This is a genomic window from Aurantimonas sp. (assembly GCF_964217435.1).
Lineage (GTDB): Bacteria > Pseudomonadota > Alphaproteobacteria > Rhizobiales > Rhizobiaceae > Aurantimonas > Aurantimonas coralicida.
The window spans coordinates 18438-36783 of sequence record NZ_CAXPJM010000042.1 but is presented as its reverse complement, the minus strand read 5'-3'; the positions used below and the strand labels follow the sequence as shown (position 1 = coordinate 36783).

Sequence of the window (18346 nt, the reverse complement as noted above, 5' to 3'; positions counted from 1 at the left end):
CTTCTTCATCATCAGCCGGGCGTGCGCGCCAGCGGCGAGGCGAGGGACAGGATCCGCACCGTCTCGACGGCTTCGTCGGCGCCGGTCTCGGGCTCGGCCCGCGTGCCGATGCATTCGATGAAATGCCGGAGCTCGCGGTCCAGCGGCATGCCCGGCTCGGTCTCCAGATATTGCGCCGGGGCGTTCTCGAAGGCGAAGGCATTGTCCGTGCGCCACACGGTGTGGGCGTAGAAGGCGAGCTTCTCCCCCTCCGGCGCCAGGTCGTCGAAGGTCAGCATGCCCTTGGTGCCGATCACCGAGAAGCGCCGGTCGCGATAGGGCGAGACGCGCGAGACATGGATCTCGGCGCCGACGCCGCCGGGAAAGTCCATGACGATGTCGGCAATGTCGGTCTCGTCGCTGAGGACGGTGCGGCGGCGGCAGGCGACATCGACCGGATGGGCGCCGGCCAGATGCAGCACCATCGACAGATCGTGCGGGGCGAGGTCCCAGACCACATCCATGCCGAGGAAGCGACCGAGGCCCATGCGGGTGGAGATCATGTGGCGCAGCGTGCCGATGCGCCCCGCCGCGACCTCGTCGCAGAGCGCCCGGAACACCGGATTGAAGCGCAGGACATGGCCGACCATCAACAGCCGTCCCGCCTCGCGGGCGGCCGCGGCGGTGCGTTCGGCGTCGGCCGGGTCGAGGGCGATCGGCTTTTCGATCAGAACGTCCTTGCCGGCGGCGAAAGCGGCGCGGGCGGTGACGCCATGCACCGAGGCCGGCAGCGCCAGGACGAGGGCGTCGATGTCCGGGGAGGCGATGGCGGCTTCGGGCGCGAGCGCGGGAACGCCATATTGCTCGCTGAAGGCTGCTGCGCGGTCCGGGTTGCGGTCGGCGACGGCGGCCAGGGCACCGATCTCGGCCAGGGTGCGGATATGGTTCTGGCCCCATTGCCCACATCCGACGACGGCGATTCTTGGAGACATGGCACGGACCTCAGCTGACATGGCCTCGACCTAGCGAAGCGGCGGACGCCTCGCAAGTCGGGCACGGCCGAGCGTGGCGCAGGGCGCGCAGACCTGCGGCCCGAGGGGCCGGGCGCCACCACATCGCGGCTTCCTGGGCGAAAGCTCAGCGAAGGCATTGACAGGCGTCCGCGCCCTCTCCTATATCCGCCCTCGTTCCGAGCGGTCGTTGCGACGATCCGCTCCGTGGCGGGGTAGCTCAGCTGGTTAGAGCAGCGGAATCATAATCCGCGTGTCGGGGGTTCAAGTCCCTCTCCCGCTACCACTTAACTCACTGATTTTGTTATGTTTGTCGAGAAGGGTAGTCGATCGAGATTGTGTGCTGCTCGGTCGCGGGTGCTTCTCGTGCCAAGTCCGTGCCATCACCGCTCACCATTGCATATTGCTGGGCACCTAAATCGCGTGCTCGATGTGGAGATGGGAAATCGTGGCGCAGCTTTCCGCTGCTCTACCTCTAGGCCCTCAGTTTAGCCAACCTCATCTGCTGCAAAAAATAGCTGGATATCGGTGGCGTCAGCGAGTTGCAGAAGCTTAGCGACTCGAATACATTTAGGCACGTGCCGAACCTCGTTTTCCACTATGAAGATCAGCGTACCCGGGTCGATGTCGCTTCGTCGCTGCTTTCCGGCGGGCAACTTAGTACCTGTCTGATGCAGCTTCCCCCGACAGTGCAGCATGCGCATTATGATTTGAGCCGTCCTGTCGCGATTAACGCGCTACGGGATCTGCTCATTGGCGGCGCCAATCATCCCCGGTCAGCAATAGCCGAAATGCTGCCAGGGGCTGGCCCGGTGCTTGTGGTCGCGCCTGAATACGCGTTTGGCTCGAGCGATTGGAAAGCCGTTGACGACATTGTCAGAGCAGCCAACCGCCCGGTTGTCCTCATCGCCGGCTTTGGTGCAACCCCAGGGCAGGTCGTGCTTGATTGGCAAATCGGTGCTGTCGCGGGCGGAACGGTGCGGCACCTTGCTTGGCGTCAGGAAGTAGACGCAATTAGCACCGTCATGCGGGTTAACGGCGGGTGGTGTTGGTTACACGATCCCGGCGGTACCACGCACTGCATCACCTACCTAAAGAATGTTCTTCAACAGGCGTACGAAGCAGTCGAGCTTGACGATCTCCAGACCGGTGGAACGGTCCTCCATCTACGATTTCACGATCTCGATCTGCTGCCGTTGATTTGCGCCGACTTAGTCCAGCCCGCCGCCCAGAACGCTGCATCTCCTCAAGCGCGCTTACAAGCGGCCCTCTCACAAGTTGCGGCCGATCGTCCGGCATTGATCATCGGTTCGTTGCTTCAATTAGGCTTCAATCCTAATTGGGCAGTCGCAATCGACTCGCTGCTCAACACAGTCCTGGCTAACCGCACGGGCGCTGTGACACTCTGCAACGTCGCCCATGACATCCCAGATGCAGACGAGGATGCAGACAAATGGCGAAGTCTGAGTGGCGTGTTCGCGCGTTACGGAGATTTGGTTAAGGGACAGGCCGGGTTACCTGCTGCTCGCGCACTGAAAGCGCAGGGCGTAGTAGGTGCTGTCGTACGCCAAACCAACGCTTCGATAGCAGCCGGTTCTCTTGCTTGGCCACCCTACAACCCGATCAACGGTAGCTTTGTTTGGCGCGGCAATATGTGTTGCCCGGTCCTTGACGGTGGGCTTGCCACGCCGATTGCAGCAGCGCCCGATCTAACTGCATGCGAGGTCGCTCGCTTCCTACGCCGTCACCCCCCCGAGACGGGCGCAGCTCCCCGCCTTGCCGCTGGAATCGAGGCGATTCGCACGCAACTCGAGTGTCAGGTTTCGCCTAGACCATCGGATATTCTCAATGCGACGCTTGGCGGAGTGAGCGTTGCGAAGCCCGTCCATCCAGACGGTCTTAGTGACAGCGAGATTGCCAGCGCACTCAAGGCTGGGTTGCACGCACTTGCGACGCTTAAGTCGATCGATGGCATCGACTGGCAAGTGAGCCCTGAGCACATCGGCCAGCTCTCTGTCGGTTCGCAAGAAATTCATCTGCTCGTGTGGCGATCGCCAACGGATTCGCGCCGCGCTATCAGGCGTCATTTGGCAACGTGGCGGCTAGGCGGCGCGATACATCCTCGCCTTGTTGTGCTCGGCGCATCGCCCCTCGGCGATCTGGATGATGAGGAGATTGATGACCAACCGCGCGACGATATCAGTATGCCGCCTGCCTCGGATGCTGATCTCCGAGTCGGAGGCAGCCTTGGCGGCATCGCTGGAGACCTAACGGCTGCACGCGGCCGACGTCGCGTTGCCACCTTACGTCTCTCACACGTCGCCGATGTTTATACGGATTACGTCGCCGGGGAGGACTCCGCGCGGGTTTCGGCACTGCTCAACCGGATTGGCGGCTGCTTCGGGGAAGGAAACGCGGCATGATCGAGCCTAGAACACCAATCAATCTAATTGGCGCGCGCGATCAACTCGAGACCCTATGCGTGAAAGTTGGGCTAGTCCGGAGCCAAATGATTCCTGCTACCAATGGTTTCCCTCCAGAAGCCGCAGAAGCCTGTCTTTGGTCGTCAGACTACGCCCAACTTCTTCTCTGGCCCTGCTTCGCTAGCGACGTTGCTTCGATCGAAGACGCAGCGCGAAAGGGCCAAGCGTGGCTCGACGAGGTGCTCGTCGAAAAAGAGCAGAACGCGCGCGGGCAGCCAATCGACGGCTATCTAGTGCTGGCGCTGCCGGAGCGACCGAGCGACGACGCTCGTGAAGACGTGCGTCGGCTTGAACTCTCTGCGCAGGTGTGCCGCAAACATCTCATCTGGCCGTCGGAATTGTCCAACGCCGGCCACGAGCCTAACCGTTGGGCGCGCGTTGCCGATGTCACGGTACTCGGACTTCCCGATGCTGAGGAGGCGCCTGGCGCCGAACCTTATTGGCCCAAACTCGACAAAGATGCCCAAGAGTTGTGGGATCGGCTCTCTGAGCAGGGTGTGGCGCTCACTATCGGTCAGGACGAGGCAATCTGATGGGCGGGGTTCGTTTCAAGTCGCTGAGCATCACCGCCTTCCGCGGAATCAGGGACTCTGTCGTGTTCGATCTATCCGCACCACTGACCCTGGTTTTTGCACCTAACGGCACGGGCAAGACCACGATGTGCGAAGCCGCCGAATGGCTACTAACCGGACAAATCGAACGGCTGAAGGATGGCAGGGATTTCGACGCTAGGGTCCTCCGTTCAAGGTTTGTGGACAGCGGCGAGCCGCCGTCCGCTTCGGCCGAACTACTAGTAGAGGGCTCGCCTCGTTTCCTCTCGCGCAAAGTCGAAGGCGCACAGTCTCCTGCCACCTTCGGCGCTGACTTAGCATCCTCCGCCAAATATGGGCCGCATGATCTGCTTTCCCGATTGGCGCCGGCCGCTGCGGCCAATGAGGCGCATCATCTAACGGCGATTAACCTGCGCCAGCGTTGGCTGAAGGGCACGCGCTTCCTGAGCGCCGAGGCTCTTGCGGCGCTGATCGACACCGACGAGGAGACTATTGAGCGTCGCGCCCAAGTGTTCGCTGACCTGCTCGGGATTCGCCACCTGCTCGATGCAGAGAAGCAGGTCGAAAAATATTCCGTAGAACTTCTCAGGCGTATGCGCGTACTAGAGCAATCGACCGATCAACGGGCGACGGAAGCCCGCGAGCTTGAGCAAGCGCTTGTCGGCGACACTTCCAAAGACAACAAAGCCCTCTCGGCGCACTCCGAAATCTCAACGGCTATCATCCTGCTAGAGGCCGATGAGGTGAGCGGCAACGCCGACATAACGGTCGACGAACAGCTCACTTGGCTAACTGCCATCCATCGCCGTCTTCAGCACACGCTCGAGTCTCAAACGACTGCTATGCGTTTGGTCGAGTCCCAATGGCCGGCGCGCGCGTCACTTGAGCAAGCAATTGCCGATACCACGACGCTCGAAAGCGAGCTCGCTCAAACGCTCGCCGACATTGAGGAGAAAGGACGTGCTGCGGCTGCTCTGCTGGCCGAGCACAGCATCGCGCGGGAAGTCGCAACCGAAGCATCCCGTGCGCTCACATCGTCTAGGGACCAACTGACCAAGCTAGCTACGACACTGATTCTGGGTCTAAACGACGCCGGGATGTCGACTTCCGGCCAGGAGACCGTAGCCACTCTGATCGCGGGCATTACTGAGAGCGAATGGACCAGGGGGGCCCGCGAACAACGGCGTCGCGCGCTCGGTTTTCAGCGCGCGGCGCTGGGACAGGCCGGTGTCGAAGCGGAGCGGATGCGTCTTCTCGATGCTGATCTCGCTCGGCTTCATCCGCAGCTCTTGTCCGAAGAGGCTTTGGCGGTCCTCCGCCGCGATGCTGGTGATGCCGAGATACGGGCACGCACCGCGCAGTCCCTGCTAACGGCCACGGCCGATCCAGCTAGGCGCCTCCAAGCGGCAGCGCGCGATCTCCTTGCCCACGACCACAGCGGCGCCGCCAGTACCTGCCCGGCATGTGCACATGACTGGGGCGATGCTGCGCGGTTGCGCGCTGCCATCGCTGCCGTACTCGATACTGGGCCGGAGGTTGTCGAGCTTGCCCGCAGCGACGCCGCGGCAGCAACCGAGGCAGCTTCGGCGGCGCATGCCCGGCTCAGCGCTGCACTTGCGGCAAAGGGCCAAGTCGAAGCGCTTGAGCTTGAGCGTACAGGCCTTATCGCCAACGCTGACCGCCGCCAGCGCGATTTGCAGCAACTTGGCATCGCTTTTGACCAGCCGCTTGTTAGCATTGCCGGTGCACTTAAGCGCCTCGATATCGCTGAGGCTTTGGCTTCGCTGATCGAGGCGCACGACAGAGTTCAATTGCCGCCTTCTGATGATTTGGGGCCGCTGCTCCCAGTGGAAACACCGCTTTCCAGCCTGTTGGATCAGCTTGGCACGAGCTTCAATGCACGCTACCAACTTGTCCAACGCCAGCTCTCTTCGCTGGTAGCGCTGATCGAGCAGGCTAGCGCTGCTCGCGATCGGCTCCGCTCCGAGCACGCTGCCACTCAGCAACGCCTTCGCGAATGCCGCGCCACACTGAAAGAGAAGGGCTCGGAACTCGCGATGCTGCGTGCATACTGGGATACTGCCGCGCCGAATACGCCATGGTCCGATACCGCTCTTGCTCGCATTAAGGAGGCGCTTGTCCGAACCCAACAACGTCTAACCAAATCAGGCTCTCATATCGAAGCGGCGCGCGCGGCGTGGTCTTTGGAGACTCGTCGCGGTCGCCTTGCTAAGCTGCGCGAAGCGATCCAGCCATTGCTCATGCAGCAGAAGCGGTTGCAGGCGCGTATTGAGGCCGCGAGCCGTGCACAAGCGGTATTCCGCGATACCTACACTAGGACAAGCCGCAACCAAGTATCAGCCTTGAGTCGTGTCGTTAATCCTTTGTTCGCCCGGATGCACGCAAATCGCGTGTACGATCACATCAATTTAGGCGAAGATGCCAATTTTCTGCACTGGCATCGCTGATGCAGGTGGCGAACAGCTTGATCCTGGAAAAGACTTCAGTCAAGGACAGCGACAAGATCTAGCGCTCGCGCTGTTCTTGGCACGAGCTCGTAGCCTAGGTGGTACTTTCTTTCTGGACGAACCCGTGATTCACCTCGACGATCTCAATAGGGTTGGGTTGCTAGATATCCTTCGCGCGACAGTGCTGGAGGGAAGTCAGTCGCTAAATCTTGTTATCACTACGTCGAGCCGATCCTTAGCGCGCCATCTAATCGAGAAGTTCGCGTGCGTCAAAACTGTCCCCACCCCATTCGGCGCTGCACATCCATTGCGAGTGATCGAACTCGACGGCAACGGGCGCACTGGCGTGGAACTTGCGAGCGTTTACCCGCTTTAGTTCGCGAAAGCTGATACGTTGCAGTTGAGCCAATTGCGAAACGCGATCAGCATTGCACAGCGGCTCACTAAGTCGCGAACGTCAGTGCTAGACAATGCGCGCAACGCCTGCGAGCCTCTGCCGTCAATATCGGCGAACAGGAGCCGCTCGATCCCATCGTCAACTGACGTCCCAAAGAATGTTGAATACAAATCCCTTTGAACGAACGCTTTGGACGTCGGCGTATCGTTCCACGCGCCATTCTGAGTGGTCACGTGTCCATTGGGAAGGATTCTGCGCTCCGGCATCATGTCCACCAGAGCTATGGACGAGCAATTCGGTTCGAAGAACCCGGGCTGGTACCACTGAGGGACGTAGTGATCGTTTCTTGTCTGGGACATCACTGTTCTAATCAGTTAAATAGTCAGTTATATGCCGCTAACGTGCGGCTCGTTAGCGATTGAGTATTAATGCGATATGATTATAATCCATTCGGTAAGTCCTTTGATGAAATCAACGCAACTGACCTAGCGATACTCTTTTCGGTCGCTGAAGGCTGGTATGTTGAATACAAGCGTGAGGTATCTAACGCGAGTGCCATTGCCAAATCCGTGACAGCATTTGCGAACACTTATGGTGGTTGGATTTTCTACGGGATTTCAGAAAAATCCAAAGACGAGGCTGTTGCAGGTGCGTTCTCCGGAATCGCGTGTGAGGAAGCCGACGGCGTTTTGCAGCGCATCAGGCAGGCGGTTGCAGCTCAGGCGCAACCGTCTCCGTATTTCAGAGTGAAGGCACTCAAGGGGCCGGTGGAGGCGATTGGGTTGTCGGAAGGTAGATGCGTGATAATGGCGCAAGTTCCATGGGGTCCGGAAGCACCATACATTCATAAGGACGGCAGAATCTATCGCCGGGTCGGTGATGGCTCCGAACCCCGACCCGAGAATGACAGGTTCATTCTTGATCAGCTTTGGAGCCGATCGGCGAAAATCACGGAAGCATACGCTGAGTGGATCGGGCGCGAAATAGAAACATCCGAGGCGGAGGAAAACGCCGCTTACGTTCGCCTTTTTCTTATCGCCGATTTTTGGGGCGATCATAGATCAATGAACGGCATATCGCTGCGGAGGGTGCGCGATATAATGGCAGATGTCGAGGGGAGCTACGCGCTACCATTCGAGAGTGTATATCAAACTTCGAAAGGTTTCGTCTGCCGCCAGGTAGCAGCAAATGATCCTGAATCGTTAGGGCTGACGTGGAAGCTGGGTGGAAACTTCCGGAGCGAGGTCATTATTCCACTCTCGAAGTTTCGCTGTGACAGCCTTGATGATCTCGGCAACTGGTTTGCCGGGTATGAACATACGGATTGGTTCCTGCGAATCTGCGAGAAGCAGCGTTATTCGCGTCCAACAGTCATTGATCTCAATATTCTTCTCCAAGTGTTGTTAGGAATCGCGCGCATTCAAACGAGCTTGGCAAGAGATTTCGGCTGGGCAGGCCCGGTCTATGCGAAAATGGAGGTCTCGGGAATTTGGCGTACAATCCCTTTTGTTGACACGGCTTTTGCTCTCAATGAATATGAGAAACATGGCTTACCTCTTATGCTGCAGGATAAGATCAATATCCATGCGGGAAGCCATCAGGGTAGCTTCATTGAGCTTGATCGTCTCGAAAATGAAGATTTCGAGAATCATCGTATTCTCTTGGCTACCAAGATATTTGTCATTCTTGCCCTTGCGTTGGGCATCTCACCGAGCGCTGTCGTGGATGACGAAGGAGCAGATTTCGGCAGCTACGTTCGTGATTTTCTGAGAGCTGGTGATCGTGCGCGAGATGTTCAAAAGAAGCGAGCGCGACGTGGATGAAACTCAGGGCCTTCCTTTCGAAATCGAATGGTTGCGAGACAAGCCAGTGCCAGGTGCTTAAGTCATGATGCCCGCGACGCGGACGGCCAATTGCAGGATTGTTAACGCTTTTGGAATGACCAAATGGGCGGGCCTAGCTGCAATCATATTAACGTCAGAATGGGGGCGCGCTTTAGGGCGAAGGCGAAGTTAACCTCGATTGCGAGCTGTTGAAGGGTCTGGATGCCGGCGTCGTGATGAGAGCGGCTGGCTGATAAACCGTTGTACGACAATGACCATGCATGCACGAGCGTGCTTGTGTCGTGACGGTTTATGAAAGCTCTGTAGCGACACGCTTCCCGGGGTTGGTCGACTCGTAGCAACTTCGCCGCGCAGATCGGAAAATTTTGCTGATTTGGAGTCCCCCGGAGGAAGCCGATCGACAGGCTTAGCCTCACGATCACAAGCGGTATTTCATCGCCTACAAATTTAGCAGAGCTGTTCAACAAGCTTGAAGCTGTGCCCTTTAAGACCGCGCCTCGAAGTCAGCAGCTCATCGTTCGCGACAGCACGCTGGTTTCTTCACCAAGGGGATCAACGTGGCAGAAAGTCAGAAGAAGCAGACCAGTTCGAAGAAGACCAAGACGGCCGAACAGGCCAAGCCCGCCAGCGAGGCGGAGGATTTCGATTTCACCGGCGTCCCGGCTGAGGTCAAGACGGACCTTCTGGAAATCGAGGAGGAATGCGTGTCGGCGGCACGCAACAACCGGGAAGAGGTGTTCCGTCTCGGCCAGCGCTTCGCCAAGGCCAAGGAGAGCCTGCCTAAGCGGTACGAGGAATGGGTCCGCAAGCGCTGCCTCAACTTCACGACCCGCACCGCGAGCAACTACGTCGCGGTGCACGAGCGTTTCAACGCCCAGAAGGCCAAGGTGATCCGGCTCGGCCTGAAGTCCTCGGCCCTCTACGAAATGGCGAACGCGCCCGAGGCGGCAGTTGCCGAGATCTTCGACCTCATCGAGTCCGGCGAGACGTTGCTGGGTGCCGACGTGACCCGGGTGCTGAAAAAGTACAAGGATCCGGCCAAGCTGCGCGGGCGGGCTGAAAAGGGCGGGCAGGCGGGGCTGAAGGCGTTCGTTGCCGAGTGCAACGTGACCGCGCAGAAGCGCTGGTTCCAGGTGGCCGGAGAACTGCTCGCCTTTCTGAACGAGGTGTATCCCGACGACAGCGAACGCCTGCTGGTCAAGAAGCCCGATCTGCTCGCCGGCCTCGTGGCACGCGCGAAGTGGCTGAGCATGGAGCTCTCGCGAATGTCCGGCTGCGGTTTCTACGACGCTGCCGATCAGAAGCTCGGCTATGCCTTGATGGAAATCCGGGAGTGGCCCAGCCCGACATGGAAGCGTTTCGGCCAGACGCTGTTCAACTCCGGACGTGGCGAGGGCGTGCCGCTGGAGCCGTTGAAGCAGGAGATTCGTGACGAACTCATGCCCGGACTGCGCTGGGCTCTCGGACGGGAAGCCGAAGGCGACACCTTCTTCATCACGGAGGATCTGAACACGGTGGCGGAGGCGGTCCCCGATAAAGCCGCCGATGAAGCGCCCACCGCCGTGGCGATCGACGAGGTCGCTGCCATCGGAGTCGAGGAGGTCACCAACGAAGGAGCCGAGGTCAATCAGGCTTCCGCCGACGCGCCCCCTGCCGCACCGAACGTTTCTCACCCTTCGGTCGTGAGCTTGGAGAAGCCGCGGAAAGCAGACGGGCCGACGACTTCGGAGAGGACGACGAGCGCGGCGAACGATGCCAAGCCGCGGAGCGCCGAAGCGTCGTAGACTACGAGATAAACAAGGGGCGGCCGCGGGCCGCCCCTTGTTTGCTGCTGCTGCCTCGATACCTGAATCGCGAGTCTGGCAAACACCGTTTGCAGAAGTAATGGGCGCGATCGGGTCAGATGCAAACGGTGTTTGCCGGAATGCACTTCCGGATCGAGGGAAATCGGCTGCAGGGGAGAGAGCCGAAGATCGCGCGTGCTGGCTGGCTACAAGGGATCAGTCAGCGGTGCGGGTGGCATCCAGCCGAACGAAGGCGGGCAGCTCAGACTTCAGGACCGTGGGTGATCAGGCAGGCCAGCGGGCCCTGACCTCCGGCAAATGGTGGGCGAGCTGCGCTGCGATCATAGATTCGGTGCCCGCCTGTCTGCGACCGACGGCCCGGGGGAGATACCGGGACCTTCAGTCGGCGTCCTCTTCGTGACGGTCCCGCCCAAGATGCGGCTTTCTCTGAAACGTCCAGCCGTCCTTGTAGCGCATCATCAGGTCGTCAACCCGGAACTCGGCCCCTTCGCGATCGAAGCCGAGCTCGACGAGCCTGCGCACGACCTCCCATCTGATCTTCCTCAGCCCTTCGTCATCATTCTTCTCGAGGCAAAGGGTAATAAACCAATGGAAAGCGACGGCGGCGACATCGTCCCGGGAGGGGATCCGTGCCTTCGCCAGTGTCGCACGGTACTCGCGCTGATACGCCGCCTGACGTTCATTGCGGGACGCCCGTTTCGCGCTGTGGGTCTCGTCATCCGTCCGGGCACTCTTGCGTCTGGTCGATCTGGATGGCTTCTGGCTGTCGGCGCTCATCATCGTCTCGGCTGCGTTGCTCAGGACCGCGCGGCGACCGTCACGAGGTGTGCGGGGCCGACGCAGCTACGATGTAGCCCGCGAGTTCTGAAGGCTTCGTCGGTAACCGCGTCGGCCTTCGTCTCAAATGCCAAACGGCGTTTGCACGCCTGAATCGGGAATCTCGACGAGCGCAACGCGGATCCGAGGCTTTGAATCGCGGAAATGAAGGTTCGCAACGTCTGCCCGGAGCTTTGAATCCGAAAAGCGCAACTTGACTTGCGTCATTCCAAGTCATCTCGACGTGCGGGCGCTTTGAATCGAAGCGCACTGGCCTGGCGAGGCCGAAAGCGTTGACGCCTGCCGCCCCGAGCCCAGACGCTGAATCGCTTGTCCCGAGCTCTGCAACGAAGACTGACGGGTTTGCAACGGCGATCCGAAGCATTGAAACGGAAAAGCGCAATTCGACCTCATTTGAGATGCGTTGCCGGGAAGGCGTGACAGGTTACCGACACGTCCATCGGGCGCTGGCCGAAGGTCCCAGCCGATAGAAGCGGCTGAGCGTGCGGGCATAGCCATGATGGGGCGCAAGCAGATGAAGCTGCGAGGTGATGGTCTTGGTACCGCTGCGCAGTCGGGGATGGCCATAGACTTCGCCCGTCAGGCAGGGCTGCATACGCCCGCCGAGCGCCCAGTGTTCGAGGACTGGCGCGTCGGCGAGATCGCGCGGCGTCGGGTGCGATCCTTCGTTGATCCGGGCAATGTCCCGCTGGAGTTCGGTCAGGAGATGCAGTTCCTGATCCATATGAAGCGCGGTGCCGTTCGGCATGATGATGATGCTCATGGTGGTGTCCTTTGTTCAGGCGAGCGGGCGGCTCACCTCGTGGCAGAGACGGTTCGGTTGGGTGTGGCGTGGGATCGACGCGTCCGGCGAGTTACCCGGACGCGCCGGGCTCTTGTGACTGTCTCGTCGTGCCCGCCGCGAACACGGCTGCGATCTCGTCCGCGTCCAGGCTGCCCGCTTCGGTCAGAGCGTCGGCCAGCCGCAGCAGGCTCGCCCGGTCCGCTTCGATCGTGCGGGTCGCCAGATCGAAGGCCGCCTCCAGCCGGGCATGGACGGCTGCGCTCAGCGGGTTGTCGTTGATGAGCAGGAGCTCGGCGGCTTCCATGGAACGATGCAGCAGCGGCTGCGACGACCCGAAGCCAAGTTCGATCTCCATCGACAGGGCTAGCCGGGTCGCATTGGCGAGATCGCTTGTCGCTGATCCGCCGGATCCGGCGGTTACGTCGCCGAACACGACGGCCTCGGCGGCACGTCCGCCGAGTTGGGCGGCGATCAGGGCGATGACCCAGTCCGGAGATTGCACGATGTCCATGTCGAGCATCGCCTCGGCGTAGCCGCCGCCGGAATCCTCGATCGTCAGAGTGATCTCGGTGCCGAGCTTCAGGGCCCGGCGAACGACGGCATGACCTGCCTCGTGGACCGCCATGCGATACCGCACATCTCGGGATCGTTGGACGCGGCGGTGGGCAAGCCCCGCATCGAGATCGGCATAGGTGAGGCTGCGACCCTGGCGCCGCGCATGACTGCGGGCCTCGCGCACCAGCCGCTCGATATCGGCGCCGCTCTGGCCGACGGCGCGGCGCGCCAGATTGTCGAGAGCAATTGTTGCGGTGGGTGACAGGCCCGGTGCTGTCGCGACAACCGCGTCGCAATCTTCGCCGAGGTGATGAGCCAGGATCCCGGTCAGCGCCGCACGGTCGGGCATCGGGATGGTGATCTGGCGTTCCCACCGGCCCGACCGCTTCAAGGCCTCGTCCATCGCTTCCGGGCGGTTGGTCGCGCCGACGATGATGACGCCTTCGGACTTTGCCGCGCCGTCCAGCAGTTCCAGCATCTTGTTGACCAGCGCATTCCAGTAGTCGGCGTGGCTGCGGTTCTGGGGCTGGCGCTTGCCGATCCCATCGCACTCGTCGATGAACAGGATACACGGGGCGTAGCGCCGGGCCTCGCTGAAGGCTGCGTTCATCTGCTTGATGACATCGCCGAGATAGCTGGCCTCCAGCCAGGTCGAGACCGAGGTCACGTGCAGGGGCAGGTCGAAGCTGTTGCACAGCGCCTGGGCGAAGGTGGTCTTTCCCGTTCCGGGCGGACCCGACAGCAGCAGGCGCGAGCTGAGCTGATCCCACGGCAGTGTACCTGCGCGCCAGAGATCGAGATCGGCCTTGAGATCCAGTGCCCAGCCCTGTGCTGCACCGTAGCCGGACAGCGTCTCGACACGAAGGCGCTGCGACCCGTCCGATGCCTGCGGCAGGATGATCTCCGACGCGGAAGGAACGGGCGCACCCCGCTTACTGGTGCGAGGCCGATTCCCGCTGTTCGCCGGCAGGCTGGTTGGCGGGCGGTCCCAATCGCGATCGCCCTGGGACCTGCTGCTCCATGGGCCCGACGTTGCCGCACCCGTCTTGTCGTCTTCAGCATTGTCTTCGCGCCTGGCCAGATGCGTCAGCACGGCGATCATCCGGTCGATCGACAAGCCCGGCCGGATCGCCAGTGACAGATCACCAAGCGACAGACGTGCCGGATCCAGAGATGCGGCCGCGATCGCCGACTGCACATCGGCCTCATCGTGTCCGGTGATCAGCGCTGCCGTTCTGGCAATGATCGGCGCGTCGAGGCGCCCGGCATCCAGCACCCGGTCGGCGGCCAGCGTCAGCAACGACGGAATCCGATCCGTTTCCGCGATCACCAGCAGCGGATGTCCGGCCCGGGCCGTGTGGGCCATCCGGTCGCGCAGGACAGCCTCGTCCTCACTCTCCTGACCCGCATTGTCGCTCTCGCACAGCATCGACACGATGCGCCACCGGATATCTGCTGCATCGGTAAAGCGGACATGGCCAACGGGGCGGATGTATTCAATCTCGACGGTCTGGGCCCGGCCCGGAAGGACGGCGCCCGCTTCCAGGAGCCGCTTCGCCGAGTCGACAAAGCCTCGGGTGTCGGCGCGGAGAATGACGACGGACGTCTCGATATCGAGCAGATCGCCGAGGGTGCCGACATCGATCCCACTCTGTCGCAGCCCCTGTTCGATCATGAGAAGCGTCGCGACGCTTTCGGCAATCGCGTGCGCACCGCTGGCCGCGGCGGGGGCGAGCGAGGGGGCGACCGAGGGACGTTTGCGCGACCTGCGCTGCTGCTTGCCCCCGGCCATCAGACCGTTCCTCCGTGCGAGTGCCGTCCGACAACGGCTGAGATGAGACCCTTTCCCCGCAACCAATCCAGTACGAGGCGGCAGGTGGGGTCTCCGGCATCGGCGTGACGGCTTAGGGTCTCGACGAGAATGGCGGGGTAGCTGTGGCGGGGACGGTCACCAGGCCGGGCTCTCGTCGCGGCGACGTAACGCTCGTGCTGGCGGGCGGTCCAGAGCGACAGGCCGACCAGCAGGGCCGTGTCCTCCCGCTCAACGGTCTCCACCGTCGGAGGGGCGGGCAGGAAGCTCGCCTGCTGTGAGGACATCTGTTTATCGGGCGACTGCTGGATCGAGGAGTTCGGTGTGAACGACTGGGGCATGGACATGGCTTTCCCGTGCGCCGCGCCAGCATTGGCGGCTGCGGCGTGATTGAATCAGAGAGTGGAAGGAGCGTGGCTGCCGCCGGATCAGGCGCCGAAGCGGGCCCTGGCGAAGCCGAAGCGGATGTTGCGCGGTATGGGCGGGGACGCTGACCGGAAATGTTTTCCGATCCGGCCGCCGGGGGCGGGGTGCCCGCTTGCCGGGCCGAAGCCGTCAGCGTCATCGACCCGCGTGTCCAGGTGTTGATCAGAACCGACGTTCCCGGGATCGACCCACTGGCTGAGGCTGAAACCTGCGCCTAAAGAGGCATCCACCTCGAGGCCCACCAGGCGCCGGGCTTCGGCGACGAGCAGCTTGCGGATCTGTGTGCCAAAGCGGCGACGCAATTCCGTCATCGCCTCGGCAGCCCCATCGATCTCCAGGAGGTCGTCGATCTCGTCCATCGCCCAGATGCCATTCGCGTGGTCGCTCGGCGCGCTCGCGCCGTCGACGATCGCGATTCCGACCGTGTCGACGGACAACCGCTTGTGCTCCTTGTAGAGCCAATCGGGCAGGATCAGCGACGTTGCAAGCATCCGGGTCTTCAGCTCGGCAAGGCGGTGAGTGTCGAGATAGGAGGCGATCGACCGCTTCACGTCGAGGATGACGGCGCTGCGATAGCGGCGGTTCACCGCCACGAGGTCAGGCGAATAGGTCACCCGGGTTCTGGCGTCGGCGTCAAAGCTCAATCCTTGCAGGGTACCGCTGCGGTTGTGGGCGATCGCTTCCAGCGCAGCCGGGGTCACGGGCAGCCGCAGCGACTGCGAAAGGACGAGGAGGTCCGGATTGCGCTGGCCGATGGCGATGATCGCCTGCTCGAGAAGCTTGCCCTCATGGAAAGAGACTGACCGGATCAGCGAGGCAAGGCCAATGAAGTCGCCAAGGATCGCGTCCGGCGACGGCGTGCTGGTGGCGACGGTGGCGACCGCCTTGCCGATCAGCGCGTCGAGATCGGGTTCGATGTCCGCGAACCGGACGCGGCAGGAATAGCGGGCACGCTTGGCATCGGCCGCGGCGGCACACTTCGATGAACAAAGCATGGAGAATCCCTTCGGGTGGGGGACGATCAGCCTTACTGGACAGCAGCCGGGAACGTCCGGGCGCGAGCCGGAATGGCTGGTGCACGGCGAGCGACGGCGACGATGAGGCGGAAGCCTCACCCGGTCTGTCGGTGGTCGGTGATCGTCAGAATGAAAACGGAACGATGCTGCGTCTCAGGCGCAGGCAGTCTGCGATCGCCGCGTCAACGCGCGGTGCAATCTCGGCGGGCAGCTCAGCCGCGCGGTCACCGTTTCCCGTTCTTTCCTCGCAGGGACGAAGCAGTTATGGCTCGTCATAGCCCAAGACCTCTTATCCAGGTTGCGGGTCAGGCCCTCGTTCGGTGTTGGTAGCACCAGCGAGGGCCGTCTCGTGTCAGCTCGGGGTGATCCCGAGCACGAAATGGAATCTGAGCCCTTCAACCTGCGATCGCAAGGCGCCAGAAATGCCGGGCCGCGGATATGGTTAAGGAGGGCTCTCGGAGGTGTACAGCGCTGCTTCCAACGATCGCCCGACACGGCATCCCCTTGTTGAACTACCATTCATCGGGCCGTAGAGGGTGATCGCCTTCCGCGTCGGCAGCGAGCTTCAGCCGCTTGAAATCTAGCACCTTCGGCGTTCGAGTTGTCTTTTCCGCTTCACGTCGCGCATACCATTCCGCGTTGCGTTTCTGCTTTGCCTTCTGTCCAGCAGTGGGGGCACGAAGGGGAGGGGACGATGAGTTTCTAGGAACCCGAAGTTTCTTGGGCTTTCCGTAGTTTTCGGAAAAGATTTCGTCATAGTGAGCGATCAGCGTTTCAGCCCAGATTTGGATCGCTTCGCTCTTCAATGAAAGCCGCTGGCTCATGTCGTAAAACTTACGTGTCACAGCAGCGGCGTCCTCAAACGGAGCGTTGTCAGCCAATTTTGTCGAGTGGTCGAGCACAGCCGAAGTCGCGTCAGCACGGCTTGTCTTTTCGCCGACTTCGCTCACAAAAGCGCGACGGAGATCGTGCGGGGAGAAGTAAGGTACGCCTTCGAGAAGATTGCGGACAGGAATGTCTTCGGGCGCCAGCTTCTCCTTGGGTTTCTTCTGCCTCTTGGCCTCGGCCGCGATCATTTCCTTGCTGTAGGGGTCCATCGCCCGCAATCGGCGGAGCCATTGGAATACGGTATCCGCTCCCATTGCGAGATCCTGCGTCTCTTCCTGCCCGGCAAGCCGCTCCCGTGTTGCCGGAAACAGCCACTTGGAGTCCGGCCTTCCAGACCGAAGCGCCCGGTCAATTACACGCTCGACGATCAGCGGCGGGACCGGCAAGAGATGAAAGCGACCGAATTTCATGTTCTCGGCCGGAAAAGCGACCACCTTCCATCCCGGCTCGTTCGGGAGATCGTAAATATGGCTCTTCAGTATCTGCATGGATGCGCCGCGGCGTTGAGCCGTGAAGGCCAGCCACCAGGTGGCGGCAACGGTAATTTCATCGGCACCGGGCTTCCGAATGCTGCGGCCCGGCAACGGCCGGTTCCACCAGGTTTCGGATACGTAGAGGACCTTCGCGAGATCGGAGACCGTGACGCTTCGCGCACGTCTTCGAGGTTTGTACTGCGAGCTGACCATTCGCCAGTACGGCCTGATTCTCGAAAGCCCGCTTTTTCCGGCGTGATTGGCAAGCGCCCACTCGTACGCCGCTCTGGCGTAGACCACGGATTTACGGGAGCAGGACTTGCTATTCACCTCCCCGCACTTCTCGCGCATGTCCTCGAGATCGCTCTCATCGATGACGGTCAGAAGCTTGCCCCGCAGGTGGGCATGTCCCCCCGTGAACCAAGGGATGCCCTTTCTGCCTGGCTGCCCGTCGAGAAGTCCGAGATAGCGCTTCGCGTCTCTGATCGCCGCTTGTTTCGCGGGGACCTTGGTACCGTCTTCGAGTTCCTCTTCCGCAGAGAGGTACGTATTCACGTATCGGTCGACCAGATCGTCCCAAGTCCAGTGTCCGGCGGCGGCTGATTTCTGGGCGGCGTTCGCGCCCATTGCCTCGTCATGGCTGCCACCGCTCGATAGGCTCTTGAGATAAGCGGATGGGTCGTCCCCTGCGTCGAACATTCGGCGGACGACCGCTGCGCGATCTCAAGCCGCTGAAACTGCCGTGAGCTCACTGAGACTGCCGAGTTTCCTAGACTTGCCCTTATATTTTAGGATCCAGCTCGCCGCTCGTCCGCGAACCTTAAGGGAAAGCCCCTCCGATCGCTCGTCGGCAATGACAAGGGGGTCCTGGTCTGAATAGGTTCTCGCCTCAGATGCTTTCCGGGCCTTCTTTACCTCGTCAGGACCAATGATCGTTCGTTCGCTTGGCACAACGCTCTCCAATCTCGTGCCAAGTTCGTGCCAACAGCGAGAAAGAAAATCAAGCTTGAAGCAGGATCT

At 61.2% G+C, this 18346-nt stretch carries 12 protein-coding genes and 1 tRNA gene; 6 read left to right on the top strand and 7 right to left on the bottom strand.

What is annotated here, in order from left to right; translation table 11 throughout:
* Positions 1-11 precede the first annotated feature (11 nt).
* Complete coding sequence (locus ACEQX1_RS16340; RefSeq protein WP_370197094.1) at positions 12-971, bottom strand: Gfo/Idh/MocA family protein; 960 nt, start codon at positions 969-971, stop codon at positions 12-14.
* Between the two features lie 227 nt (positions 972-1198).
* Between ACEQX1_RS16340 and ACEQX1_RS16335 the strand changes: the two genes are divergently transcribed.
* The 6 genes from ACEQX1_RS16335 to ACEQX1_RS16310 all read left to right on the top strand — a co-directional run bounded on the left by ACEQX1_RS16335 (position 1199) and on the right by ACEQX1_RS16310 (position 10516).
* Positions 1199-1275 (top strand) — tRNA-Met (locus tag ACEQX1_RS16335).
* A 256-nt stretch (positions 1276-1531) separates the two neighbouring features.
* The gene (locus ACEQX1_RS16330) at positions 1532-3412 is read left to right on the top strand and encodes an ABC-three component system protein (RefSeq protein ID WP_370192558.1); all 1881 of its coding nucleotides are present in this window, start codon (positions 1532-1534) and stop codon (positions 3410-3412) included.
* Entirely contained in the window at positions 3409-4005 is a 597-nt protein-coding gene (locus ACEQX1_RS16325) for a hypothetical protein (RefSeq protein WP_370192560.1), read from the top strand. The genes ACEQX1_RS16330 and ACEQX1_RS16325 overlap by 4 nt, the downstream gene beginning before the upstream one ends.
* Entirely contained in the window at positions 4005-6491 is a 2487-nt protein-coding gene (locus ACEQX1_RS16320; protein WP_370192562.1) for an AAA family ATPase, read from the top strand. The genes ACEQX1_RS16325 and ACEQX1_RS16320 overlap by 1 nt, the downstream gene beginning before the upstream one ends.
* Positions 6492-7316: 825 nt before the next feature.
* Positions 7317-8711 (top strand): helix-turn-helix domain-containing protein, encoded by a 1395-nt coding sequence (locus tag ACEQX1_RS16315; protein ID WP_370192564.1) that lies wholly within the window; start codon positions 7317-7319, stop codon positions 8709-8711.
* Positions 8712-9289: 578 nt separating this feature from the next.
* Positions 9290-10516, top strand: a complete 1227-nt coding sequence (locus ACEQX1_RS16310; RefSeq protein WP_370192566.1) for a hypothetical protein — start codon at positions 9290-9292, stop codon at positions 10514-10516.
* A 399-nt stretch (positions 10517-10915) separates the two neighbouring features.
* On the opposite strand, the gene ACEQX1_RS16305 is transcribed toward ACEQX1_RS16310, so the two are convergent.
* The 6 genes from ACEQX1_RS16305 to ACEQX1_RS16280 form a co-directional block, all read right to left on the bottom strand.
* Positions 10916-11314, bottom strand: coding sequence for a hypothetical protein (locus tag ACEQX1_RS16305; protein ID WP_370197092.1), 399 nt, complete (start codon positions 11312-11314; stop codon positions 10916-10918).
* A 484-nt stretch (positions 11315-11798) separates the two neighbouring features.
* Positions 11799-12137, bottom strand: coding sequence for a DUF6634 family protein (locus ACEQX1_RS16300; protein WP_370192570.1), 339 nt, complete (start codon positions 12135-12137; stop codon positions 11799-11801).
* 91 nt (positions 12138-12228) lie between these two features.
* Entirely contained in the window at positions 12229-14505 is a 2277-nt protein-coding gene (locus ACEQX1_RS16295) for an AAA family ATPase (RefSeq protein ID WP_370192572.1), read from the bottom strand.
* Positions 14505-14870, bottom strand: coding sequence for a hypothetical protein (locus tag ACEQX1_RS16290; protein WP_370192574.1), 366 nt, complete (start codon positions 14868-14870; stop codon positions 14505-14507). Before ACEQX1_RS16290 ends, ACEQX1_RS16295 begins: the two co-directional genes overlap by 1 nt.
* An 81-nt stretch (positions 14871-14951) precedes the next feature.
* The gene (locus tag ACEQX1_RS16285; protein ID WP_370197090.1) at positions 14952-15944 is read right to left on the bottom strand and encodes a hypothetical protein; all 993 of its coding nucleotides are present in this window, start codon (positions 15942-15944) and stop codon (positions 14952-14954) included.
* 533 nt (positions 15945-16477) lie between these two features.
* A complete protein-coding gene (locus ACEQX1_RS16280) occupies positions 16478-18025 on the bottom strand; it encodes a hypothetical protein (RefSeq protein ID WP_370192579.1) in 1548 nt (515 codons plus the stop codon).
* Between the last annotated feature and the right edge of the window lie 321 nt (positions 18026-18346).